This is a genomic window from Paracoccus actinidiae, from assembly GCF_030863885.1.
Lineage (GTDB): Bacteria > Pseudomonadota > Alphaproteobacteria > Rhodobacterales > Rhodobacteraceae > Paracoccus > Paracoccus everestensis.
The window spans coordinates 2,971,438-2,994,541 of record NZ_CP132956.1 but is presented as its reverse complement, the minus strand read 5'-3'; the positions used below and the strand labels follow the sequence as shown (position 1 = coordinate 2,994,541).

19 protein-coding genes, 1 tRNA gene and 1 pseudogene are annotated in these 23,104 nt (G+C 64.1%); 11 read left to right on the top strand and 10 right to left on the bottom strand.

Annotated features, from left to right (window positions below; genetic code table 11):
- Position 1 precedes the first annotated feature (1 nt).
- Positions 2 to 1,615: a VPLPA-CTERM-specific exosortase XrtD gene (xrtD, locus tag Q5701_RS14935; RefSeq protein WP_306751791.1), complete on the bottom strand. Its 1,614-nt coding sequence runs from the start codon at positions 1,613 to 1,615 to the stop codon at positions 2 to 4.
- Between the two features lie 121 nt (positions 1,616 to 1,736).
- Between xrtD and Q5701_RS14930 the strand changes: the two genes are divergently transcribed.
- The 4 genes from Q5701_RS14930 (at position 1,737) to Q5701_RS14915 (ending at position 8,263) form a co-directional block, all read left to right on the top strand.
- The gene (locus Q5701_RS14930) at positions 1,737 to 2,768 is read left to right on the top strand and encodes a glycosyltransferase (RefSeq protein ID WP_306751790.1); all 1,032 of its coding nucleotides are present in this window, start codon (positions 1,737 to 1,739) and stop codon (positions 2,766 to 2,768) included.
- A gap of 93 nt (positions 2,769 to 2,861) precedes the next feature.
- Positions 2,862 to 5,723 carry an HAD-IIIC family phosphatase gene (locus Q5701_RS14925; protein WP_306751788.1) on the top strand — a complete coding sequence of 954 codons (2,862 nt, stop codon included), beginning with the start codon at positions 2,862 to 2,864 and terminating at the stop codon, positions 5,721 to 5,723.
- A 317-nt stretch (positions 5,724 to 6,040) separates the two neighbouring features.
- The gene (locus Q5701_RS14920; protein ID WP_306751787.1) at positions 6,041 to 6,736 is read left to right on the top strand and encodes a VPLPA-CTERM sorting domain-containing protein; all 696 of its coding nucleotides are present in this window, start codon (positions 6,041 to 6,043) and stop codon (positions 6,734 to 6,736) included.
- A 57-nt stretch (positions 6,737 to 6,793) separates the two neighbouring features.
- Entirely contained in the window at positions 6,794 to 8,263 is a 1,470-nt protein-coding gene (locus Q5701_RS14915; protein WP_306751786.1) for an oligosaccharide flippase family protein, read from the top strand.
- Positions 8,264 to 8,270: 7 nt separating this feature from the next.
- Here Q5701_RS14915 and Q5701_RS14910 read toward each other — a convergent pair whose 3' ends face one another.
- From Q5701_RS14910 to Q5701_RS14895, 4 genes are all read right to left on the bottom strand, one after another.
- Positions 8,271 to 9,236 carry a glycosyltransferase gene (locus tag Q5701_RS14910; RefSeq protein WP_306751785.1) on the bottom strand — a complete coding sequence of 322 codons (966 nt, stop codon included), beginning with the start codon at positions 9,234 to 9,236 and terminating at the stop codon, positions 8,271 to 8,273.
- A gap of 2 nt (positions 9,237 to 9,238) precedes the next feature.
- Positions 9,239 to 10,687: an O-antigen ligase family protein gene (locus tag Q5701_RS14905; RefSeq protein WP_306751784.1), complete on the bottom strand. Its 1,449-nt coding sequence runs from the start codon at positions 10,685 to 10,687 to the stop codon at positions 9,239 to 9,241.
- Between the two features lie 25 nt (positions 10,688 to 10,712).
- Positions 10,713 to 11,762 carry a glycosyltransferase family 4 protein gene (locus Q5701_RS14900; RefSeq protein ID WP_306751783.1) on the bottom strand — a complete coding sequence of 350 codons (1,050 nt, stop codon included), beginning with the start codon at positions 11,760 to 11,762 and terminating at the stop codon, positions 10,713 to 10,715.
- Positions 11,763 to 11,843: 81 nt separating this feature from the next.
- Positions 11,844 to 12,782, bottom strand: coding sequence for a glycosyltransferase family 2 protein (locus Q5701_RS14895; RefSeq protein WP_306751782.1), 939 nt, complete (start codon positions 12,780 to 12,782; stop codon positions 11,844 to 11,846).
- 151 nt (positions 12,783 to 12,933) lie between these two features.
- On the opposite strand from Q5701_RS14895, the gene Q5701_RS14890 reads away from it, so the two are divergent.
- The 3 genes from Q5701_RS14890 to Q5701_RS14880 all read left to right on the top strand — a co-directional run bounded on the left by Q5701_RS14890 (position 12,934) and on the right by Q5701_RS14880 (position 14,407).
- Positions 12,934 to 13,254, top strand: a complete 321-nt coding sequence (locus tag Q5701_RS14890) for a sulfotransferase family protein (protein WP_306751781.1) — start codon at positions 12,934 to 12,936, stop codon at positions 13,252 to 13,254.
- An 18-nt stretch (positions 13,255 to 13,272) separates the two neighbouring features.
- Positions 13,273 to 13,782, top strand: a complete 510-nt coding sequence (locus Q5701_RS14885) for a hypothetical protein (protein WP_306751780.1) — start codon at positions 13,273 to 13,275, stop codon at positions 13,780 to 13,782.
- 64 nt (positions 13,783 to 13,846) lie between these two features.
- Positions 13,847 to 14,407, top strand: a complete 561-nt coding sequence (locus tag Q5701_RS14880; protein WP_373568555.1) for a winged helix-turn-helix domain-containing protein — start codon at positions 13,847 to 13,849, stop codon at positions 14,405 to 14,407.
- 333 nt (positions 14,408 to 14,740) lie between these two features.
- On the opposite strand, the gene Q5701_RS14875 is transcribed toward Q5701_RS14880, so the two are convergent.
- On the bottom strand, positions 14,741 to 14,899 hold the full coding sequence (locus Q5701_RS14875) for a hypothetical protein (RefSeq protein ID WP_306751779.1): 159 nt from the start codon (positions 14,897 to 14,899) through the stop codon (positions 14,741 to 14,743).
- A 69-nt stretch (positions 14,900 to 14,968) separates the two neighbouring features.
- Positions 14,969 to 15,556, bottom strand: a complete 588-nt coding sequence (locus Q5701_RS14870) for a uracil-DNA glycosylase family protein (RefSeq protein ID WP_306751778.1) — start codon at positions 15,554 to 15,556, stop codon at positions 14,969 to 14,971.
- Between the two features lie 157 nt (positions 15,557 to 15,713).
- Between Q5701_RS14870 and Q5701_RS14865 the strand changes: the two genes are divergently transcribed.
- From Q5701_RS14865 to kdsA, 3 genes are read left to right on the top strand one after another with little or no spacing between them, the layout of a single operon-like run.
- Positions 15,714 to 16,367, top strand: coding sequence for an ABC transporter ATP-binding protein (locus Q5701_RS14865; protein WP_234855455.1), 654 nt, complete (start codon positions 15,714 to 15,716; stop codon positions 16,365 to 16,367).
- Positions 16,351 to 18,075: a KpsE/RkpR family capsule polysaccharide export protein gene (locus Q5701_RS14860; RefSeq protein ID WP_306751775.1), complete on the top strand. Its 1,725-nt coding sequence runs from the start codon at positions 16,351 to 16,353 to the stop codon at positions 18,073 to 18,075. The genes Q5701_RS14865 and Q5701_RS14860 overlap by 17 nt, the downstream gene beginning before the upstream one ends.
- Entirely contained in the window at positions 18,072 to 18,914 is an 843-nt protein-coding gene (gene kdsA / locus Q5701_RS14855; protein ID WP_306751773.1) for a 3-deoxy-8-phosphooctulonate synthase, read from the top strand. Before Q5701_RS14860 ends, kdsA begins: the two co-directional genes overlap by 4 nt.
- Here the strand turns inward: kdsA and Q5701_RS14850 are convergent.
- Positions 18,911 to 20,086 (bottom strand): BaiN/RdsA family NAD(P)/FAD-dependent oxidoreductase, encoded by a 1,176-nt coding sequence (locus tag Q5701_RS14850; protein WP_306751772.1) that lies wholly within the window; start codon positions 20,084 to 20,086, stop codon positions 18,911 to 18,913. The two genes, kdsA and Q5701_RS14850, sit on opposite strands and share 4 nt — an antisense overlap.
- Positions 20,087 to 20,181: 95 nt before the next feature.
- On the opposite strand from Q5701_RS14850, the gene Q5701_RS14845 reads away from it, so the two are divergent.
- Positions 20,182 to 20,256, top strand: a tRNA-Gln gene (locus tag Q5701_RS14845).
- Positions 20,257 to 20,274: 18 nt separating this feature from the next.
- Here the strand turns inward: Q5701_RS14845 and ade are convergent.
- Together ade and Q5701_RS14835 are read right to left on the bottom strand one after the other, a co-directional pair.
- Positions 20,275 to 21,969, bottom strand: a complete 1,695-nt coding sequence (gene ade / locus Q5701_RS14840) for an adenine deaminase (protein WP_306751771.1) — start codon at positions 21,967 to 21,969, stop codon at positions 20,275 to 20,277.
- Between the two features lie 287 nt (positions 21,970 to 22,256).
- Positions 22,257 to 22,984: pseudogene (locus Q5701_RS14835) on the bottom strand (transposase); the annotation flags it as partial.
- Between the last annotated feature and the right edge of the window lie 120 nt (positions 22,985 to 23,104).

Below are 23,104 nucleotides of genomic sequence, written 5' to 3'. Positions count from 1 at the left end.
CTCAGCCATCCGCGGGCATGAAGCGGGGTAGCGGACCCATTACCTCTTTCAGCACCTCGAGCAGCCGGGCCTCGGCGGCGTCATTGGATTCGCCGCGCGATATCGGCGTGGTCAGCCGCACCAGCCCGCCATCGGTGCGCCCGGTGGAAATGCCGTCGGCCATCAGATAGAATTTCGCGGCAATGTCCCAGGCCACCTTCCGGCCCTTTTGCTCGAACCAGTAATACACCATCATCCGGTGTTCGCCCTTCTGGATGATCGCCCGGTTGATCTGGAAGGGCGTGTCGCTGCCCAGCCGGGGCGCGATGTCGGTGCGTTCCAGCCAGGCGATTTCCCAGCCGTTGCCGGGCAGGCAGATCTCGGGCGAATGGACGCCGCCCTGGCTTTGGTCGGCATACCAGGCCGTGAACAGGCCGACCGGGGCACTGATCCCATCGCGGCGCAGGCTGACTTGGTGATAATCGTCGGCGCCCAGGGTGCGGGCGACGCGTTCGCCCAGGATTTCAGCCGGGCCTGTTTGCTGCCATTGGCCCAGATTGCGGGGGAAGCTGGAAAAGTCCTGCCGCGCGATGGTGCCGGGATTGCGTTCCGGCATCGCCTGCCAGGCCAGGGCTGCCCCGCCCATCACAAGGGCCGCACTGATCAGCGCGACCGAAGGCTGGACTAGCCGTAGCCGTCCAACCTGCGCGGCCAGACCTTCGGTTTCCAGATCCAGGGCATTGACCAGTCCCGGCCTTTGCGGATGGAACAGCAGCAAAATCCGGGCCAGCAGGAACAACAGCGCCACGCAGGCGACAAAGATCACCCAGCCTTCGAAGAAATGGGTGAAGCCTTCGACCCAATCCAGGCCCCAGCGGTTGACGATGTATCCGGCAATGGCGATGCGGACCGAATTCATCAAGACGGTGATCGGCGCGGCGGAAACCAGCAGGATCGCCTTGTGCCACATCGGCCCGCGATACAGGACTGCGAAAATATAGGAAAAGGACAGGATCGGGAACAGATAGCGCAAGCCGGAACAGGCCTCGGCCACGTGCAGCTTGGTCACGCCCAAGTCAATGACGTTGCCTTCCAGGAACACCGGAATCGCCAACAGTTTCAGGAACCAGACCCCCAGTTCGGACGACACGAACTGCAGCCAGGTGGACAGCTTGTAATACAGCACGCCCGGCAGCGGCAGCATATAAACCAGGTGCAGGACCGGCGGCCACATATGCTTGCCCCGTTCCCAGCCAAAGGAAATCAGCAGGATCCCCCCTACCCAGATGATCGTCGCATAGGCCACGATGTCCGAAATGTTAGCCAGCCGTCCCAGGGAGCCCACAAACAGCGCCAGCATCACCACGATCACGCCGGGCCAGCGGTCGGGCAGGGCGCCGGGCCGGGGCGGCACTTCCTTCAGCTGGCGCAGGAACAGCAGGGCCGACAGCGCCGGGATCAGCGGGCCGTGGCTGTATTCGGGCAGTTGCCAGGCTGTCAGCAGGGCATCAAGGCCCGGATAAAAGAAGACCCCGGCAGCGATCGTAGCGATCGCCAGCCAGATCAGCCCCCAATGGGCAAAGCCGCTGGCCTGCCCGGTTGCAGGCAGGGCGGCGTCTCGGGAGAACAGGGGCATGACCAATAGCCTTCTCGAAACTCATAAATGTACGGCCGGATCTTAGCAGGTTCGGCGGCTTGCCGACAGTTGCCGATAAGGTCATTGTGCAAGGCAACCGAAAAATAATTGCGGGATGGGCATGGTGGCGGCGTTGGATATCGGCATTTTCGCTCATGACGAGGCCGCCTCGATCGGCACGCTGATCGGTGATCTGGCCCGGCAGGATCTGATTCGCGACCCCGCTGCCGATGTCCGGGTGCTGATCTTGGCCAATGGCTGCACCGACAACACGGTGGCCCGCGCCCGCGCGGCCCTTGCGGCCCTGCCCGATTCAATGATCCGGGACCGCATCGCCGTGCTGGATCTGCCCCAGCCGGGCAAGTCGCGCACCGTTCACCGCTTCATCCACGACCTGTCGCGCGCGCAAGCCGGGGTGCTGGGCTTCATGGATGCCGACGTGCATCTGCCGCAGTCTGACACGCTGGCGCGGATGCTGGCGATGCTGGATGGCCAGCCCGGCCTACGGGTTGTCACCTCGCGGCCGGTCAAGGATGTGGTTCATTTCGACCGCCCGACGGGACCAGTGGGGCGGATGATCGCCGTGGGGGGTGACGGGCTGACCGATTGGCGTAAGTCGATCTGCGGGCAGTTGTTCATGATGCGCGCCGCGCCTGCCCGCCGCATCGCCCTGCCCGCGGGCCTGCCGGTCGAGGACGGCTTTATCCGCGCCATGGTGCTGACCGACCTATTGTCGGGACCGCAGGACTTGTCGCGCATCGACGGCGATCCAGCGGTGTTTCATGTCTATGAATCGATCCGCGGCATCCGTAACCTGATCCACCACCAGACCCGGATCGTGGTCGGCAGCGCCGTCAATGCGGCCCTGTTCGCCCATATCCGCCGCCACGCCCCGACCGAGGAACAGGCCCATGCCCTGTTGATGGCCGCCGCCGCCGATCCGGCCTGGCTGGGCGGGATGCTCAAGGCCGAACTGCCGCGCGCGCCTCATGGCTATGTGCCCTTCGATTTTCTGACCAAGCGGCTGCGCCGGGGCGGGCGTCCTGGCTTGAAGGGCAAGGCAGTGCTGGCGGTGGGTTTTGGCCTGGACCTGCTGGTCTGGCTGCGGGCATCCCTGCGTATGGCGTTCCGGCCAAGTGCCGGATTTTGGTGAGGTGCTTTCGGGTGATCAGGCTGTTGGTCAATGTCACCCATCTGCGCTATGGCTTCGGCCCGAACACCCGCAACATACGATGAGACACAGCCGATGACCGACGCTTCTGACGCCTATCTGCGCGCCGAACGCGAGATGGCCATACCCCCTGTCGCCGAACGAGGCAGGCGCAACCTCAATCCCGAAGGCATCGGCTTCTGGGCCCTGGTGGCCGAGGATTTCCGCACCCATGAACGCAAGCTGTTCGAACAGGGCTTCTGGGCGGTCTTCGTGCATCGTTTCGGCAATTGGCGGATGGACCAGCCGAAGCTGGTGCGCGCGCCTGCGACGCTGCTTTACAGGATCCTGTTCAAGCTGGTCGAATGGTTCTGCGGCATTTCGCTGTGGTACACGGTCAAGCTGGGGCGGCGGGTGCGGATCTGGCACCATTCGGGCATGAGCCTGGGCGCGCGCGCCATTGGCGACGATGTGCAGCTCCGCCAGAACACCACATTGGGCGTGGCCCAGACCGGGGTGAACGACGCCCTGCCGATCATCGGTGCAGGGGCCGATATCGGCGCGGGCGCGGTGATCGCAGGGGCGGTCCTGATCGGGCGAGGCGCGCGGATTGGCGCCAATGCCCTGGTCTTGTCCGATGTGCCGGACGGCGCCACGGCCATGGGCAATCCCGCGATGATCTATGCCCGGCCTGCAGAAATGCCGGTCGTGCAAGCATCGCTGCCCGCCCCCCCACCCGGACCCCCGGCCGCCGAGGCGATGCGCGAAGTCCCCCTCGACATGGGAACGGTTGCGATGCTGGGATCGGCCAACCTGGATCTGCTGGCGGGCAACCTGGCTGACATGGCCGCGCAGCACGGCATGACCATCGCCACCCATGTGCCGCCCTTTGGCCAGGCCCGGATGGAGCTGCTGAAGGACGTGGCCGATTCCCCCCTGCAACAGGCCATGGACCAGGCTGCCGCGGGGGGCGGGCGCACCGCCACCCTGATCGTCGAACGGGCCGAGGAGATCCTGGGCGACGTGCTGCGCGCGCCCTTGTCGCTGCCCGCTGACCAGGCCGACGAATGGCTGGATGCCGCGCTGTCGCCCATGCTGATGCTGATCCGCGAGGCCCGCGCCCGCCTGCCCGGCCCGATCCTTGTCACCCGGCTTGCGGCCTTTTCCCGGTCAAGCCTGGGGCTGGCGGACGGCAATCGTCCCGACGGGATGGCGGCGCTTTTGGCCCGGGCCAATGCCATCCTAGCGCATGAGGCGGCACAACTGGCCGACACGCATCTGCTGGACACGGGTGCGATGCTGGCCGAACTGGGCCAGCGGGCCGCCGATCCGGGCGGATTCTGGCATCTGGGCCGGATGCCTTTTTCGGCAAGCTTTGGCGACCATCTGGCGAAACGGACCCTGGGGGCGCTTTTGTCGCTGCGCGGGCAGACGGCGCGGATCCTAGTGCTGGATCTGGACAATACCTTGTGGGGCGGCGTGTTGGGCGAGGATGGCATCGAGGGGGTCGAGATCGGCGGCAGCTATCCCGGTTCTGCCTTTCGCGTCTTCCAGGACGCGCTGCTGGCCTTGTCGCAACGCGGCATCGCGCTTGCCGTGGCATCAAAGAATGACACCGACTTGGCGCTGCGGATGATGGCGGATCATCCCGAAATGGCGATCCGACCTGGCAACCTGGTGGCCCACCGGATTGGCTGGGGGGAAAAGGCCGTAGGCGTGCCCGAGATCCTGGACGAGATCGGCTTGGGCGAGGCATCCTGCCTGTTTGTCGACGACAACCCGGTCGAGCGTCAGAAGATGCGCCACAACCTGCCCCATGCGATCGTGCCTGCCTTTCCATCCGCCCCCGAGGATCTGGCGGGCTGGCTCCTGGACAACCCCTGGCTGGAATGCCTGGACCTGACGGAGTCGGATCTGAAGCGGACGGCGCAATATCAGGGCCGCGCCCGGATCACGGCGGCGCGGCAGGAATTCCGGGACATCGCCGATTTCTATCGCGACCTGGGCATGACCCTGGTTTTCGAACCCTATGGGCCAAACAATCAAAAGCGGGTCTTGCAGCTTTTTTCCAAGACCAACCAGTTCAATGCCACGTTGCGCCGCCATGACGCAGCCAGTTTGCAGCGCCTGGTTGAAGGGGGCGCTGTCATCCGCGCCATCGGCCTGTCGGACCGCCACAGCCCTTATGAATTGATGGGGGTGATCGTGCTGGCCCCGGACGCCGTGATGAAGGCAGCTTTTCCCGACGATGCGGCGGTGCAGACCACGGATGCGCCGGATGGAACTTGGGTCGAAAGCCTGCTGCTCAGCTGCCGGATCCTGGGCCGCACAGTCGAGGATGCGGTCATAGCCTGGGCCACAGGCCGAGCGGCGGAACGGGGCGCCGCCCTGATCGGCCAGATCGTCGAGGCGCCGCGCAACACCCCCGTGCGGGGCATTTTTGCCAAGGCCGGATTCGCGCCGGTGGACACCGGGCTGGACCTGGGCGCCGGGGGGGTGTGGCGCCACGATTCCCGGGGAAAAGGCGCTCTGCCGGTGCCCGACCATTTCACCCTGGGCGATGCGCCGCCCGCCGAACCTGGAGCCACGACGCCCGCCAAGTCTGCGCCGATCCGGCTGCGGCCCCCTGTTCCGCCGGCCGCCTTGCCCCTTGTGGGGCAGAAGGCACCAGCAGCGCCCACTGCCCTGGCACCGGCCCTAGAAACCGGGCTTGCCAGCACCTTCCGCCGAGTGTTCCGCCTGGCTGCCGATGCCGATCTGCAAGGGGCCACCACCGACAGCATCGCCGCCTGGGATTCTTTGGGCCATTTGCGCCTGGCGATGGAGATCGAGCAGGCCTTGGGACACCGCATTCCGGGCGAGCGGCTGGTCCATATCCGGAGCTATCAGGATCTGCGCGCGGCCTTACGGGACAGGCATGATCGGGATTTCGAAAAAGGCGAAACAAACCATTTCTGATCAGGGGATCGCGTATTTTCTGGGTCTGCCCTGACGCCCTTGGCCAAGGGGTCCTGATCCTGACGACGTTGATTCGGGGTTTTGGCTTTCCGGCAGGATACAAGCACCGGACGCTCCCTGCCGGCTCAGAAAATTCAGCCTTCGATTGAAGCAAAAAATATGACTTCCCCAGTGCGAGCAATGTTACTGCACAAAGTGGCAATTTGCTTGGCCAATGTTCCCGGAAGTCCATATTTTTCTGGTAATAATCATTTCTGAAATGTTAATTTCTAGGTAGATGGTTCTGCCTGCAGGTCGGGCAGATCAGGCAGACATGAATGATACTCTTTTGGGAACATGGTGTGATGGTTAAAAAGTTCAGCCTTATGGGCGTTGCTGCGGCAGCCCTTCTGGCAGGTGGCGTTTCGGCCAATGCCGCAGTGATCGATTTCACGGCTCTCCCGGTCGGAACTACCGGTCCGCTGATGGGCAGCGTCGGCGGGACCAGTTGGGTTCTCACCGGGTCGTCGGGCCAGGTTCAGACGCCTCAGGCTTGCGATGGCCCGGCCAATGGACTGGCTTGCGTCAATGACGGCGTTGGCATCGCGGGTTCCGAGATTTCCGGCAACAACAAGGCTTATGCCACGATCACCTTCTCGAAGCAGGTGGCTCTGGTCGCAGCCTATTTCTACGACCTGTTCATCGCCCGCGATGGCAACAATGCCGAGAGCATCTATATCACCAATGGCGCCTCGCCCTCATTGCCGGCAGATGCCGACGTGACCGTGAACGCCTCGGAGGTCTTTAAAACCAACAACGGCTTCAAGCTGGAAAGCGGCTTCAAGCTGGTGGGCACGACCTTCACCTTCTTTGTCGATCCGAACGGCAACGACAATGTCGGCAGGCCAGATGCTGCCTTGGCTGCGCTAGAAATCGCCCCGGTGCCGCTGCCGGCCGGCGGCCTGCTGATCGCCAGTGCGCTTGGCGGCCTTGGCCTGCTGCGCCGCAAGCAGAAGAAGGCTCGTCTGGCCTGATTGCCAGACAGTCGATCATAGTTTTTGGAAAGGGCCGGTCGTCGATCGGCCCTTTTCTTGTTCCGGGATCTTGCCTATGCCTTGGCCGGATCATGGCCGATGTCCAAGGCCCTCGAAAGTCTGCCGCCCGATGAACATTCCCCTGCGTTTCCACCCCGGCAGCCAGGCCTGATGCGCTTCCTGCCCCCGTTCCCATCCGGCGGAAACATCCGCGCACGGGCCGTGCGCGGTTCCGCCATGACGATCTTGGCCTTTGGCGGCGGCAATGTCCTGCGCCTGTTGTCGAACCTGCTCCTGACCCGGCTGCTGTTCCCCGAGGTCTTCGGCCTGATGGCGATTGTGCAGGTCTTTTTGGGCGGATTGCAGATGTTTTCGGATATCGGCCTCAAGACCTCGATCATCCAGAACGCCCGCGGCGACGATCCCGATTTTCTTAACACCGCCTGGACCTTGCAGATCGGTCGCGGGTTCGTGCTGTGGCTGGCGGCCTGCGCGATGGCCTGGCCCGCGGCCCGGATCTACGACGAACCGATGCTGATGCAGCTTTTGCCGGTTGTCGGGCTGACCGCCCTCATCGGGGGCTTTGCCACCACCAAGACCGCCTCCGCCAACCGACACCTGCGGCTGGGCCGGCAGGTCGGGATCGACCTTGCTATCCAGGCGGCAGGGATCGTGATCATGGTGGCGCTGGCTTGGGCCTTGCGGTCGGTCTGGGCGCTTGTGATCGGTTCCCTGATCACGGCGGTCCTGCGCAACATCCTGATGCACCGGATGCTGCCAGGCGCTGCCAACCGCTTCCATTGGGACGCCGAGGCCGCGCGCGAGATGGTCCACTTTGGCAAATACATCTTCCTGGCCACTGCGGCGGGTTTCCTGATCAACCAGGGCGACCGCGCGATCCTGGGCGGGTTCATTCCCCTGGGAGAGCTTGGCATCTACAGCGTTGGTATGTTCATGGGCACGCTGCCCATCCTGATGGGGCGCACGCTGAACAACAATGTTGTCCAAGTGCTTTACCGGATGAGGCCCCCTGCCGAAAGTGCCGCGAACCGTGCCGGCATCCACCGCGCCCGGCGGCTGCTGGTCCTGGGCACCCTGGCGATCAGCGCGGTGCTGTCCCATGGCGGGATCTGGCTGATCGAATTGCTTTACGATCCGCGCTATCACTTGGCCGGGCCGATGATCGTGCTGTTCGGTCTGTCGATGGTGCCGCAACTGGTCTTCAACGGCTATGGAGGTGCCTTGCTGTCCAATGGCGACTCCCGGCGGCATTTCCAGCTTCTGGCCACAACCGCAGTTGTGCAGACCGTTCTGCTGCTTCTAACGATCCCCTGGCTTGGCGTGGCCGGCGCCATCCTGGCGCCCGGCCTTGCATCGCTGGTCACCTATCCGATGAAGAACGCCTTCACGGCCCGCTACAAGGCCAATGACATCAAGGGCGACATGGCGTTCCTGGCCTTGGGCTTTGCCCTTAACGGGCTGGCCGTCTGGCTGCACTGGTCCGATATCCGGCAGCTTCTGGCCTGAAGCAGCCTTACTTGTATTCGATCAGGCCCCGCCTGCGCCCCGACAACCGGCCAAGGTGGTAATCCAGCACCCCGATGGCCTCGGGGATCTTTCCCAAGGTCAGGAACAGCGCCTCGGACAGGTCGCCGCTGCGCCGGGTAAGGCGCGCCACTTGCACCGGCCAAGCCAGAGCCAGCAACAGCGCCAGCGGGGGCGCAAGCGGCGCCAGGACCAGCACGGCCATCGGCAGCGCTAAACCCCAGATCAGCGCCCGCCGGGTTTGCGCGACCCGGTGTCGTTCGGGGGCCGCACCATGCATCGCAGCGCCCTCGGCATAGGCGTGGCCCGCCCGCCGGGCGCGGCGCCACCATTGGCCAAACCGGGTGATGGCCGCGTCGTGCAACGTCATTTCGGCGTCCAGCCGCCAGATCTGCCAGCCCGTGGCGCGCAGCCTAACACATAGTTCGGGTTCTTCGCCCGCGATCAGGCGGGGGTCGAAACCGCCCGCAGCCCGAAAGGCTTCGGCGCGCATCAGGACATCGCCGCCGCAGGCCGCGGCCTCGCCCAGCGGCGTATCCCATTCCCGGTCGATCAGCCGGTTGTAAACGGATCGTCCAGGATGGCGTTCGCGCCGCCGCCCGCAAACGGCCGCAACATCCGGGCGACTGTCCAGAAAGGCCACGGCCGCTTTCAACCAGCCTGGCTGCAATTCGCAATCCCCGTCGATGAATTGCACGTATTCGGGCGTCCCAAGCCCCATCAGCCGTTCGAACCCCTCGTTGCGGGCGCGGGCGGCGGTAAAGGGACGCGCCAGGTCAAGGGCGACGACTTCTGCCCCGGCTGCGGCTGCGACCTCAGGGCTACTGTCGGACGAGCCGGAATCGACATAAACGATCCGCTTGGCACGGCCCTGCAACGAAGCTAGGCAACTGCGCAACCGCGCCCCTTCGTTGCGGCCGATAGCTACGGCGCCGATGCGGGGATCCGGCGCCATTGTCAGCCTCCGCTCCGGCTGTGCCGGACCAGCTGGCGGGTATAGCGCCGGGCAGGCATCGGGATCGCGGGCGTCTGGCCGGTGGCAGGGGCGGCCGCATCGACCCAGCCCCAATCGACCCGCCCCATCAGGGCACCCGCCAGAAGCCAAGTCACGGTATGGACACCGCCATTTGGGATACTGTCCATCAGATTGGCCGCCAGGACCAAGGCCAGTCCGACAGTCGCGGGTTCCAGCCCTTTGCTGCGCCGCCGGAAGGCCAGAAGAAGGATGGGGGCCGTCATCAGCCCGTATTCAGCCAGATAGCGCACCCAGCCGCCCTGGCCGAAGATGATTACCCAACGGCCGTCGGTCACGCTGAGATCCCGGCCTTCCTCGTCATAAACGCGCCCCCGGTTCCATCCACCCCAGCCGAATAGCGGACGCTGACGGGCTCGGTCCATCAGGATATCCTCGTTTCCCAGCCGGAAGGCCAGGGATCCGACCCGGTCGGGGTTGACCTGCTCGACAAAGGCCAACACCCGCTGGGTCGGTATCAGATCGGCGCCTCGCAGCATCGGATAAGTCAGCACCATGGCCGCCACCAGCCCCGCCGTCAGAAGCTGGATGCGCAGGGACAAGAACAGCACCACCGGCAGCAATGCCGTAGCGATCATCAGCGCGCCCAGGGAATTCGACAGGATCAGCGTCACATAGATGAAGATCCCGGCCCACATATAGCGCGTGCGTGCCTTTCCCGATGCCATGCGCATGGCGCTGAAGGCGGCCACGGCCATGCAGCCCAGGAACATCGCTACGTAAAGCCCAGTTTCCAGAAAGATCATCGGCCTGTAGCCGCCGCCGCGCAAGGACTGAATCCAGGACTTGGGATGGAAGCCGTAAAGCATCAGGTTCAGGCGCGGCGACATGCGCACCTCGAACAAGGCAAGGGCCGCGTAAACAATGCCGCCGATCACCAGAACCTTCAGAACCGCCTTCTGGCTGTCGGGATGGCCCAGGAACTTTCGCCCCAGCAGGAACAGCATCAGGTTACCCAACACCGAGCTAACGATAGAAAAGGCATCGTAAAGCGACAAGGCTTGCAGGACCAGCGGCCCCGCCATCTGCCGGTCGCCATTGGTCAGCGCCGTGCCGAAGGGGCCCAGGATCAGCATGGCGATCAAAAGCCGGCCCAGCCAATGCTGGGGGAAAATTCCTGGCCGGACCTGCGCCGCAGCTCGGGCGGCGTGCTTTGAAATGGCCCCGAGGGCCAGGATCGTGGCCGCCAGCACGGGGATGAAGTCCTTGTCGAATGACGGCAGGCCCGGAACCGAAAACCCGATCTGCGTTGGCAGCATCAGAAAGCCGAACAGGACCGATGCGGCAATCGCCTCGGCCAGGGGCAGCTTGCGAAACAGCACGATCACCACCAGCGGCCAGGCGTAAAGGACGATCGACGCCAGATTCACCATTCGGCCCCGCCCGGTTGTCGAACGTTCATGCCGCCGCCAGGCACAAGATCAGGCGGTCGGTCGCTGGCCCGATGCGATGATGGCGCGCGGTCTGCAAGGCGGCTGCGGAAAAGCCCTGCCATTCGGCGTCGGGCATGGCATGGAACCGAGCAATGGCTGTGACGAAGGCTTGGGGATCGGTATCCAAGAGCACCCCGTTCCGGCCGTCGATCAGGTCGGGCGCGGCACCGGCGCGGGTGGCCAGCACCGGCGTGCGGCAGGCCATGGCCTCGAGGATGGGCAGGCCGAACCCTTCGTGACGGCTGGTGAACAGCCAAAGATCGCAGGCTGCGTAAAGCCGCGCCAGTTCGGCCTGCGGAGGGGTTTGGTGATAACGGATCCATCCGGGAAGGGGATGGTCCGGCGACGGCAGGCCGCCAAAGCTCAGCGCCTGAAGATCCGGGAATTGGGTCCGCGCCGCCCGCAAGGCATTCAGCGCCAGGCTCAGGTTCTTGCGCGGCGAGGGGTTGTAGAGAAATCCCACCCGCAGCACGGCGTTCTTGTGCCGGGGGGGAGCGTCGAACAGCGTCAGGTCAACGGAATTGGGCAAGACCGCGATATCGCCGATGCCGTGGTTTGCCTGCACCATGTCGCGGATATAGGCCGACACCGCCAGCTTGCGCAGCGGCAGCCGGAGGCTGGCCGCGACACGTTCGACGGGCAGGTGCGGGAACATCTCATAATCCTGCAAAAGCTGGAACTTGCGCCCTTTGGTGGAGGACAGGGCTGCCACCCATTCGGCGGTTTCCCACCAGGTCGCGATGACCACGTCGGCATCGGGCAGATCCGCATCGGTGACCGGACGGGGCCGATCCAGGACGACATGGCGCGGCCCCAGGAAGGCCAGCAAGGGCGTGGGCTTGCGGGCAGGTTTGCGTCGGCCCAGAAGGGCCAGAATCCCGGTCCCTTTGCGGTCGTCGGGCTGCGAAACGACGGTGACCACATGCCCACGCGCGGTCAGTTCGGCTGCATAATCCGCAACCACCCGTATGCCGCCGGCAAGCGAGGCGAAGGGCAAGACGAAAGTGATCTTCAAAAGGTTCCACCGGGTTGATGCTGGCTTTGCAAAGCCTAGCCATGAAGGGTTGCCACGCGCAACGAAATCGTCGCGGCATGATCAGGATGCCGGATCCTTCCACAGCGCCCCGCGCTCGGCTTCGATCTCAGCCACGGCGCGGGCCTTGCCCACCCATAGCGCGCGGCGCTGATAGGCGCGGATGAAATCGCGCAGGCCTGCATCCTCGTGCCGCTTTTCGCGGCGCAGCCAGGCGGCCAGGAACCCCTGGACGGTGGCCAGCCCGCCCAGGACATAGGGCGGGTGGGCCATCCGATAAAGGCCGGTGGCAAGGAAGTAAGCCGGGTCGGATCCCATGTAATACTGCCCGAATCCGTGCCGCCGCCGTCCCGTGAAGACGCTTTTCTGCGACGACCCCATCGGGCGCAGGTGTTCGAAGCGCAACTCGTCGTCGTTCCAGCTGACCGCGATCCAGCCCAACTGGCGCGCCTTGTGGCAGTCGATGGCGTCCCACATCACCTCGCGCACAAAGCCGCCGATCTCCTGGAAACATTCGCGGCGATAGAACTTGGTCATGCCGACCGACATCTCGTCGCCGCATTTTTCAGAAATCCAGCGCCCCGACGGGTTGCGGAACCAAGGCTTGCCCGAACAGGTGCCGATGCGGGGGTTTTCTTCCATCCGCGCCATCAGGATTTCGAAATATCGCGGCGGCAGATCCAGATCCAGATCCAGTTTGCACAGATAGGGATAGGCGTCAGCATCCACCTGATCCAGGCCGAAATAGAATGCCTCGATCACCCCCGGTCCCACGGCGCGGGCGCCGCGGTCGGGCTTCCTCACCACCTGGATCCAGTCGTGGGCGGCGGCATATTCGGCCAGGATCTGGGGCGTGCCGTCTGTCGATCCATCATCCACGATCACCCATTTCGCGGGCCGTACCGATTGGGTGGCGATGCTGTCCAGCGTGCGGCGCATATATCCCGCCTCGTCCCGGCACGGAGAAACCAGCAGATAGGAACGGTGGGGGATCGGGGGCATTGGGGCGACTGTCACAACTGAGGGCACTTGCGCATATACACTGCATTCCGTTGCAAGAAAAACCAGAATCCGGGCTTTTTGGCCAAAGTGACGCTTTCTTTCTGCATCCGGTGACTGCAGAAACAAGGCGGAAACACAGCGGGGCGGGACAATGCAGCCTGATTTCATCGTGATCGGTGCCATGAAATGCGGCAGTTCGACAGTCTGCGCCTATCTGGAAGACCATCCCGGGGTCTTCATGGTCCCCAGGGCGGAGCCGAATTTCTTCAGCCATGATGAAAATCACGCCCGTGGCCCCGCCTGGTACGAAAACTTCTTCGCGGGCCAGGACGGCGCGAAACTGCGCGGCGAGGGCTCCAACGCCTATGCCTTGGGGCAGATGTTTCCCCACTGCGACGCCCGCATGGCGGCCTACAAGCCGGACCTGAAGCTGATCTATGTGGTGCGCCATCCGGTCGAGCGGATCGTTTAGGCCTGGATCCAGAACCGGGTGGACAAGGGCGACAAGATCCCCCCCACGCTGGACCGCGCCGTGCGCGAGATGCCGGAACGCTATCTGGGCGAAAGCCTTTACTGGCAGAACCTGTCCAGTTATCGGGCGCTGTTTCCCGACAACCGCATCTTCATCGGCTTCATGGAGGATCTGAAGGCCGATCCTTACGCCTTCTTCGCCGGGATCTGCGGATTTCTGGGAGTGGAGCCGGCCTTGCGAATCAAGCGCGATCATGTCAACCCGTCCGCAGGCAAGACGATGCCCTCGGCCGCCTATTCAGCGGTTAATGGACTGCCACTGATGGGCGTGCTGAAATCGCTGCTGCCGCGAAAATTGCGCCACGGCGTCCGCGACCGCTTCCTGACCCAGAAAATCGAGGGCGAGAGCCGCGCGGATTTTAGTCCGGCCGTTCGCGACTGGCTGCGCGCCGGACTGGCCTCAGACAGCGCGGCCTTTCTGGCCCATTGCGACAAGCCCGGGGATTATACCAAACGCCTTGCTCTCTGACTCGCACGGGATTCCCTTCGACCTGAAAATCTGAATCATGGTTTTCCAGGGGATGGAGGCTTTGATGGCGGTTGAGATCACACGAACGGACATGTCGGCAAGCGAGCTTCGGGCGCAGGCGGCTCGCACAAAGGATGCCAAGGCGGCGCGGCGGATGCTGGCGATCGCTCTTGTTCTGGATGGGACAGATCGCAAGACGGCAGCGGAGACCTGCGGCATGGATCGGCAAACCCTGCGCGATTGGGTGCATCGCTACAACGCCGAGGGGATCGCCGGCCTGACGAACCGCTATGCGGCCGGTCCGACGCCGCTCCTGAACTCAGAGCAGAAGGCGGAGCTGGCCCGAATGGTCCGAGACGGGCCTGAGCTTGAGGCCGACGGGGTAGTGCGCTGGCGCTGCATCGATCTCAAGCGCAAGATCGAGGACCGCTTTGGCGTGGTCATGCATGAGCGGACGGTCGGCAAACAGCTGGCGGCCCTCGGCTTTCGCCGCCTGTCGATGCGCCCCCAGCACCCCAAGTCCGACCCGGTGGCGCAAGAGGCATTCAAAAACGTATGGCCCGCCCCGTTTGCAAGAGGATTGAAGCTGGCTCGTTCAGGTCTTGCACAAACGTATCCGGCATAGCGGTCAACCAATGAATGGCGCCGTCGCCAAGATGGAGATCCGCACGCTCCACGTATGGCCCGCCCCGTTTGCAAGAGGGTTGAAGCTGGCTCGTTCAGGTCTTGCACAAACGTATCCGGCATAGCGGTCAACCAATGAATGGCGCCGTCGCCAAGATGGAGATCCGCACGCTCCGGTCCTCATAAAACTGCCGGCATCCCGAGCCTGAGGGCTGTTCGTGCCGTTTTTTGAACCAGGCTTCCGAAGCGCGGGGGTCGACCCTTCGGCCATCTTCCTCCTTCCGCAAACCTCTTTCGCCGCGGCGCTCGACCAGAAGCGCCGCGAGCAATCCGTCTATGCGCTCACTGTCCCATGCCCAGGCTCGAAGCGCGCGCCACGGCGCAACGTTGGGCCGTAGCGCAGGATGGCGTCATCGCCCAGGCCCAGCCGGGCGGCAATGTCGGCAATGGGCCGCTTGCGCGCGGCGCGGGCAATCTCAATGTCGGTCGGCATCGGACAGGGATGAAGGGGCTTGCCATATCTGTCAACAGGCGCGCCACGTTCCCCGACCAAAGACCGAGGTCAATCGTTGCGCGTCAGTTCCGCCCGGACGGCCGCGCGCAGGTCAGGCAGCAGATCGGTTTCAAACCAAGGGTTGCGGCGCAGCCAGCCGGTGTTGCGCCAGGACGGATGGGGCAGGGGAAAGACACCGGGCGCATGATCCCGCCAGGACGCCACGGCCGCCGTCACATCGCGCAATCCCAGATGCCAGCGGATCGCATGGCCGCCCACCAGCAGCGTCAGCCGGGGCCGCAGTTCCGCCAGGACACTTGCGCGCCAGGTCCGCGCACAAACCGGCGGCGGCGGCAGGTCCGATCCGCGCGCATCATAGCCGGGAAAGCAGAAAGCCATCGGCACGATGGCGATCCGGTCGCGGTCATAAAAGACGGATTCCCCGACCCCCATCCAGTCGCGCAGACGGTCGCCCGACCGGTCGGTAAAGGGACGCCCGCTGAGATGAACCCGCATTCCGGGTGCTTGTCCAACCACCAGAAGGCGCGCGTCAGACTGGAACCAGGTCACGGGCCGCGGTTCATGGGCCGTGGCAGTTGCGGCAAAACGCCCGGCACAAAGGCGGCAGTTCGAAATGGATTGTTCCAAGGGCGACATTTCGAACAGATAGTGAAAATGCCGCGCGAATGAAGGGTGACAAACAAATATGGACCATGCATCAAAAAGGCGAAAACTGGACAGCACACTCGCCTGGCCCTAGGGTCGCGGCGCCGGGTGATCCGGAGATGGGGCCGTGCGGCGGCGGGAATGGCAGATGCTGGAATTCGACAATGTCTCGAAGTCCTATTGGACGGGAACGCGGCGCAAGGTGATCCTCGACCGCGCCTCGTTCCGGGTCGAGCTTGGCAATTCGCTGGGCATCCTGGCACCGAACGGAACCGGCAAGACGACGCTGATCAACATGATGTGCGGGCTGGAAAAACCCGATGAAGGAACGATCCGGCGCGGCTGCCGCATCTCGTTCCCCTTGGGCTTCATGGGGGGCGTGGTCACAAAGCATTCGGCGAATGAAAACGCCCGCTATATCGCCCGCATCTATGGCCTGGATCCCGATTATGTGTCCGCCTTTACGCGGTGGCTGACGGATATCGACGAATATTTCGATATGCCGGTCGGCACCTATTCCGCCGGAATGCGTCAGCGGTTCACCTTTTCCCTGTTGCTGGCCCTGGAGTTCGACATCTATCTGATCGACGAGGGGATGCCGCAGACCACCGATGTGGAGTTCAATCGCAAGGCCGGCGCGGTGCTGTATGACCGCCTGAAGACCGCGACCGTGGTGATCGTGTCGCACCAGCCCGCCACGATCGAGAAATTCTGCCGATCCGCCGCCATCCTTCGGGACGGGCGGCTGTATCATTTCGAATCCCTTGCTGAGGCGAAACAGTATTATGACTACACCGCCTAAGGTCCGCCGCTATCACGCCTCGGTCTCGGAATCGGTGCGCCCCGCCGAAGGCGAGGGGCAGCCGTCAGCTGCCGACATCTGCATCACCGTGCGCAAGCGGGCAGCAGAGCCTGATCCCTTGCCGCAGGACAGCGAACGCGAGCGCTTCATGCGGACCGATCCGGTGGATGACGGGCTGTCCCATATTGGACCGGACCAAGCGAAGGCGCCTGCATCGGACGAACTGGACGCGCAGCTTGATCTGATCCGCAAGGAAAACCTGTCCGAACGCCAGTTGCGCATCGCCCGCCGCATCGCCACCCTGCATCAGATCACCGTCGCATCTGACGAGGAAGCCGTCCTGCGCCTGCGCCAGCGCGGCATCGACCCGTCGCATCGCGCGGCCCTGGGCCAGATCCTGTCCAGCGAGGGAAGTCGCGCGCAAGCAAGACCCGCGGCGAACATACCCGCGATCATGCCGCGCAACCAGACCGCCCCGGTATCCCCGCCCGGCACCCAGGTCGCCGCGCCGCGTCCCGATCTTCCCGCCCGAGAGGTTCTGACCGAGGAAAAGCGCGCGGTCGAGATTTTCCGCATCCAGCAGGACATCGCCCGTCGCAGACGTCGGCGGATGGTCATGCTGGCCCTGCGCCTGCTGGCCTTTGTCATTCTTCCGACCGCCTTGGCGGGATGGTATTATTTCGGCGTCGCGACACCGCTTTATGCCACCGATTCCCAGTTCCGCATCCAGTCCGCGGAAGGTCAGGGCGGTTCGGCGGCGGGGGGTCTGGGGGGACTGCTGGGCGGATCGCAACTGGCAACGAACACCGATTCCGTCGCCGTCCAAAGCTATCTGACCTCGCGTGATGCGATGCTGCGGCTGGACGGGGACAAGGGCTTCAAGGCCGCTTTCCAGGATCCCGCCATCGACCCGATCAAGCGCCTTGCCCCCGATGCCACGAACGAGGCGGCTTTCGATCTGTATCAGAAATCCGTGAAGATCGGCTATGATCCCACCGAAGGCATGATCGACATGGAGGTGATCGCCCCCGATCCGCAACAAAGCCAGGAATTTTCCCTGGCGCTGATCGCCTATGCCGAGGAACAGGTGGACCAGATGACCTCGCGGCTGCGCGACGACCAGATGGAAGGCGCCATTGCCATCTATCAGGATGCCGAGGCCAAGGTGTTGGCCGCCCAGCGTCGCGTCCAGGAATTGCAGCAAACCTTGGGCGTGCTGGATCCGGTGGCGGAAGGCACGGTTGTGATGAACCAGGTTTCCGTCCTGGAAACGCAACTGGCGACCAAGCGGCTGGAACTGGGGCAGCTTCTGTCGAACCCCCAGCCCCTGCAAAGCCGCGTCGGCGCGGTTCGCGGCGACATCACCCGATTGCAGGAAATGATCGCCCAGACCCGGCAGCAACTGACCCAAGGGGGTGAGGACCGCAATTCCCTGGCACTGATCTCGGGCGAGTTGCGGATCGCGGAAAGCGACCTGCTGACCCGGCAGGAACTGCTGGCGACCGCGGCCGCGCAGATGGAGGCTGCCCGCATCGAGGCCAACAAGCAGGTCCGTTACCTGTCGCTGTCCGTGGCCCCCGTCGCCCCGGACGAGGCGACCTATCCCAAGGCCTTCCAGAATACGCTGGTGGCCTTTCTGATCTTTTCGGGTATCTATCTGATGCTGTCGCTGACGGCATCCATCCTTCGCGAACAGGTATCCACATGACCTCGCCCAAGCATATCCGCATCCGCGACCTGTCCTGCGGCAACGATCTGCCGCTGGTGGTGATCGCCGGGCCTTGCCAGCTGGAAACGCTGGATCATGCCTTGATGATCGGGGAACGGATGGCAGAGGCCTGCAGGCGTGCCGGGGCGGGCTTTGTCTTCAAGGCCAGCTATGACAAGGCCAACCGCACTTCGCTGTCGGGACGGCGCGGCGTCGGGATAGACGAAGGGCTGGAGATTCTGGCCACCCTGCGCGACCGGCTGGGCTGCCCGGTGCTGACCGATGTGCATGATGCCGAACAGGCGATCCGGGCGGCGCAAGTTGTGGACGTGATCCAGATCCCCGCCTTTCTGTCGCGGCAGACCGACCTGCTGCTGACGGCCGGCAAGACCGGCGCGGTCGTCAACATCAAGAAAGGGCAGTTCCTGGCCCCTTGGGACATGGCGAACGTCGCCGAAAAGGTCGCCTCGACCGGGAACGACAACATCCTGCTGACCGAGCGCGGGGTCAGCTTCGGCTATAACACCCTGGTCGCGGATATGCGGTCGCTGCCGATCATGGCCCGGACCGGCTATCCCGTCATCATGGATGCGACCCATTCCGTGCAGCAGCCGGGCGGGCAGGGTGGATCGTCGGGCGGTCAACGGGAATTTGCCCCGGTCATGGCGCGGGCAGCGGTGGCATTGGGCGTGGCGGGCGTGTTCATCGAAACGCACGAGGATCCCGATTGCGCGCCATCCGACGGGCCGAACATGATCCCGCTGGACCGGATGCCTGCGCTGATCGGATCGCTGATGTCCTTCGACCGGCTGGCAAAGGCCGATCCGGTGATGGGCTAATCCGTGCGGCCTGCGGCATCCGCCGATGCCCAGGCCCATTGAAAGTTGTATCCCCCCAACCAGCCCGTCACATCGACGCATTCGCCGATGAAGAACAGCCCCGGAACCTTGCGAGCCTGCATCGTGCGGGCGTCCAGATCGCGCGTATCGACGCCGCCCAGCGTCACCTCGGCCGTGCGATAGCCCTCGGTTCCGACGGGGCGGACGTGCCAGCGGTTCACCCGCGCGCCGATCGCATCCAGCCGAGTGTTCGGCTGATCGGCCAGCCGCGCCTGCGCCACCCCCATCTCATCGCAGATCGCAGCCGCAAGCCGGGCAGGCAGCATACGCCCCAGGACCGAGGCCACGGAAACCCGGCCCCCTTCGGACCGCGCGGCCCTCAAAGCCGACGCAATGTCTTGGCCGGGGGACAGGTCGATCTGCAAACTTTCCCCTGCCTGCCAGAAGCTGGAGATTTGCAGGATCACCGGCCCGCTGAGGCCGCGATGCGTGAACAGCAGCGCGTCGCGGAACCGGCCGCCGTTATGGCGGATCTCGGCCTCGACCGAGACACCGGCAAGCGGACGGCACAGGGCCAGTTCCTGTTCGGCGAACGTCAGCGGCACCAGCCCCGCCCTGCTCTCCACCAAGCGCAACCCAAACTGCGCCGCAATGTCATAGGCGATGCCCGTCGCGCCCATCTTGGGGATCGACTTGCCCCCCGTCGCCACCACCAGCCTTGCTGCATGGATCGCCCCGCCCGCCGTATCCACGACAAACCCGGTGCCGTCATGGCAAACCGACAGCGGGGCGCACCGCATCCGCAGATCGGCGCCCGCCATCCGGTCCAGCAGCATCCGGGTGATCTGCGTGGCTTTGCCGTCGCAGAACAATTGCCCCTGGGTCTTTTCATGCCAGGCGATCCCCGCCCGATCGACCAGCCGGACGAAATCAGGGGCGGTAAAGCGCGCCAAGGCACTGGCCGCAAATCGCGGGTTCTGCGACAGGAACCGGTCCGGCGCAGTCGCCATGTTGGTGAAGTTGCAGCGACCGCCGCCGGAAATGCGAATCTTCTCCCCGGGATCGGGGGCATGATCCAGTACCATCACGCGCCGTCCCGGCCGCAGGGCGGACCCCGCGCAGAACAACCCTGCCGCCCCCGCGCCCAATATCAGAAGATCCACCTGTTCCATTCCGGGCGGCATAAAGCGCGTTTACCGGACAGGCAAGTTTCGCGAATTTTCGACTTGCACCCCCGCGCGGGCTTGGCTATTCACCCGCTCACAGTTGGGGCGTGGCCAAGTGGTAAGGCATCGGTTTTTGGTACCGTGTACCGTAGGTTCGAATCCTACCGCCCCAGCCAACATCATCCAAGGTACTGTTACCCTGCAATAATCTCGAACCGGGTCACGTCGATCATTCCCCGGTCGGTGATCTTCAGCGCGGGAATGACGGGCAGGGCCAGGAAGGCCAGTTGCAGGAAGGGTTCCTCCAGCACGACGCCCAGGGTCTTGGCCGCGTCGCGCAGCACCATCAGCCGGTCGCGCACGGCCTCGAATGGTTCAAGGCTCATCAACCCTGCGACAGGCAAGGGCAGTTCGGCCAAGATACGGCCCGCCTCCGCCACGACAAAGCCGCCTTCGATCTGCGACAGGCGGTTCACGGCCAAGGCCATGTCATCGTAATCGGCGCCGACGGCGGCGATGTTGTGATGGTCGTGGCACACGGTCGATGCGATGGCACCGCGCCGGATGCCAAAGCCCTGGACAAAGCCTGTGGCGATGTTGCCGTTCCTGCCATGCCGTTCGATCACGGCGATGCGGGCCAGGTCGCGGGCAGGGTCGGGGCGCTTGTCGCCATCCTGGGGCGCGATGTCATGGGTCAGGTGGGCGGTGATGATCTTGCCTTCGATGATGCCGATCACCGGGGTCTCGCTTCGGTTTCCGGCGCAGCGGAAATCCTGCGCCCGGACCGGCGGCGCCTTGACCGAGGCGCGGCCCACCGGAGCCAGCGGCCTTCGCCCGGCAAAGGCCGCATCATCCACGACCCGCCCGCCGCACAGCACCATCCTCGCCCGGCAGCTTTCTAGATTGTCCACAGCCACGATATCGGCGCGCAGGCCGGGGGCGATCAGCCCGCGATCCTTCAGCCCAAAGGCCTCGGCCGCCGACAGGGAGGCTGCGCGATAGACCGCCAGCACCGGGCTGCCCAGCCGGATCAATTCGCGGATCATGTGGTCCAGATGGCCCTGTTCGGCGATGTCCAGCGGGTTCCGGTCGTCCGTGCAAAGGCACATATAGGGCGCCGTCACGTCCGTCAGGACTGGCTGGAGTGCCACCAGATCCTTGCTGACGGATCCTTCGCGGATCAGGACGCGCATTCCCTTGCGCAGCTTTTCCAGCGCCTCCTCGGCCGTCGTTGCCTCGTGTTCCGTGCGGATGCCTGCCGCGACATAAGCCGACAGGTCGCGGCCCGTCAGTTGCGGGCAATGACCGTCGATATGGCCGCCCGCGAACAGCCGCAGCTTGGCCAGGGCAGCGGGGTCGCGATGGATCACGCCGGGATAGTTCATGAATTCCGCCAGCCCGATGCCCGACGAATGGCCCATGACGGTGCGCAGATCGCCGGCCTCGATCCGGGCGCCCGATGTTTCCATGTCGGTCGAGGGCACGCAGGACGACAACTGCACGCGCAGGTCCATCAGCAGGCATTCACTGGCTTGCTGAAACCAGCGGATGCCGTCCAGGCCGATGACATTAGCGATCTCGTGCGGGTCGCAAATGGCGGTGGTGATCCCGCGCGGGGTCACGCAGCGGTCGAATTCATGGGGCGTGACCAGACTGCTTTCGACATGAAGATGCGTGTCGATGAACCCTGGCACCAGGGTCAGCCCCGCCACGTCGATCACCCGACGGCCGTCATAGCCGCCGATCCCCGCGATCCGTTCGCCGCAGATTGCCACATCGCCCGATATCATCGTGCCGGTGATCAGATCGAAGACCTGTCCGCCCCGCAGCACCAGATCGGCGGGTTCATCGCCACGCGCCTGCGCAATGCGCCGTTCCAGATCGTCCATGATGCCTCCGTTCGTTCGGGCCAAAAGACCTGACAGAACAAGCAACGTCCAGAGGCGAAGGTAAAATGGTGCACCCGAAGGGATTCGAACCCCTGGCCTCTGCCTTCGGAGCGCGCAGGGCTTATAATAAGCACCTGACTTAGAAAGACTTTATTCCGGATTGCCGTAATAGTCTTGCGGCTTTTCACGGTATTTCGTTGCGATTTCATTGCGAAAACTTGCGGCTCGCCCTGGAGAGGACATGACTGCAGCCGCCCGATCTCGTAATCGGTCTCGATAACCTAGCACTACTTTGGCAGATCGTGTCGGAAGTTCGGTGTGGAGCGGTCGGTCACAGTGTGGGCAGCACATGGGTGGCGGTCTCGCGAAGATGTCGAGTATCGCTTGCCTGACGGCTGGCATGGAGGGTTGAGGCGGTGGTCCTGGGGCTCTTTTTTCCATCCCGCGGCTTTGAGGCGGCGGGATTGCAGGAAGGCATAGGCGATCATTGTCATCAGCGCGTGTCGGTGCAGCCCGGTCCAGGAGCGCCCCTCGAAATGGTCAAGTCCGAGTTCTTCCTTGAGTTGCTGATGCGCCTGTTCGCAGATCCATCTGGCTTTGACAGCGGCGGCGAGCGCCTTGAGCGTGGTGTCTTTCGGTAGATTGGAAACGTAGTATTTCTGTTCTCCGGTCGCGCCCCGCTCACCGATTGGCAGACCTCCTCGTCGCCGGGCATAGCCTGCACGCGACCGTCCCCCATGCGGTGCTTGTGGCCATCGGCGATCCGGACACGGGCAGCGGCAAACTGACAGCCCAGCCTGCCTTTGGTGCCTTGCCGCCAGTTGATCTTCTGCCATGTTTCGTCCTCCAGCATGGTGTCGGCGGCAACCGCCATGCGATCCGGGATGTGATATTTCCGCCGTCGGCCTTTGCTGGCTTCGGGAAAGATCAGCTCGGTCCCGGCCAGGTAGACATTCTGGCGCCGCGACAGACCGACCGCCCAGTTAAGCCCGCGTGCGCTCAGCTCGACTTTGTACATTGTCATTCATGTCCAAGTGCAGAAGATCACCTCGTTCGCTATGAACTTGAGCGCGTCGCCGAGGGCATGACAATGCGGCCCCTATCATCGACATTCTCCCACTTGCGCCGGTGTGAC

What these genes read in the sequence shown, in the direction of transcription:
- xrtD (WP_306751791.1), bottom strand. Translation starts at nt 1,615, where the DNA reads ATGCCCCTGTTCTCCCGAGACGCCGCCCTGCCTGCAACCGGGCAGGCC.
- Q5701_RS14930 (WP_306751790.1), top strand. Translation starts at nt 1,737, where the DNA reads ATGGTGGCGGCGTTGGATATCGGCATTTTCGCTCATGACGAGGCCGCC.
- Q5701_RS14925 (WP_306751788.1), top strand. Translation starts at nt 2,862, where the DNA reads ATGACCGACGCTTCTGACGCCTATCTGCGCGCCGAACGCGAGATGGCC.
- Q5701_RS14920 (WP_306751787.1), top strand. Translation starts at nt 6,041, where the DNA reads ATGATACTCTTTTGGGAACATGGTGTGATGGTTAAAAAGTTCAGCCTT.
- Q5701_RS14910 (WP_306751785.1), bottom strand. Translation starts at nt 9,236, where the DNA reads ATGGCGCCGGATCCCCGCATCGGCGCCGTAGCTATCGGCCGCAACGAA.
- Q5701_RS14905 (WP_306751784.1), bottom strand. Translation starts at nt 10,687, where the DNA reads ATGGTGAATCTGGCGTCGATCGTCCTTTACGCCTGGCCGCTGGTGGTG.
- Q5701_RS14895 (WP_306751782.1), bottom strand. Translation starts at nt 12,782, where the DNA reads ATGCCCCCGATCCCCCACCGTTCCTATCTGCTGGTTTCTCCGTGCCGG.
- Q5701_RS14890 (WP_306751781.1), top strand. Translation starts at nt 12,934, where the DNA reads ATGCAGCCTGATTTCATCGTGATCGGTGCCATGAAATGCGGCAGTTCG.
- Q5701_RS14880 (WP_373568555.1), top strand. Translation starts at nt 13,847, where the DNA reads ATGGCGGTTGAGATCACACGAACGGACATGTCGGCAAGCGAGCTTCGG.
- Q5701_RS14875 (WP_306751779.1), bottom strand. Translation starts at nt 14,899, where the DNA reads ATGCCGACCGACATTGAGATTGCCCGCGCCGCGCGCAAGCGGCCCATT.
- Q5701_RS14870 (WP_306751778.1), bottom strand. Translation starts at nt 15,556, where the DNA reads ATGTCGCCCTTGGAACAATCCATTTCGAACTGCCGCCTTTGTGCCGGG.
- Q5701_RS14865 (WP_234855455.1), top strand. Translation starts at nt 15,714, where the DNA reads ATGCTGGAATTCGACAATGTCTCGAAGTCCTATTGGACGGGAACGCGG.
- Q5701_RS14860 (WP_306751775.1), top strand. Translation starts at nt 16,351, where the DNA reads ATGACTACACCGCCTAAGGTCCGCCGCTATCACGCCTCGGTCTCGGAA.
- kdsA (WP_306751773.1), top strand. Translation starts at nt 18,072, where the DNA reads ATGACCTCGCCCAAGCATATCCGCATCCGCGACCTGTCCTGCGGCAAC.
- Q5701_RS14850 (WP_306751772.1), bottom strand. Translation starts at nt 20,086, where the DNA reads ATGGAACAGGTGGATCTTCTGATATTGGGCGCGGGGGCGGCAGGGTTG.
- ade (WP_306751771.1), bottom strand. Translation starts at nt 21,969, where the DNA reads ATGGACGATCTGGAACGGCGCATTGCGCAGGCGCGTGGCGATGAACCC.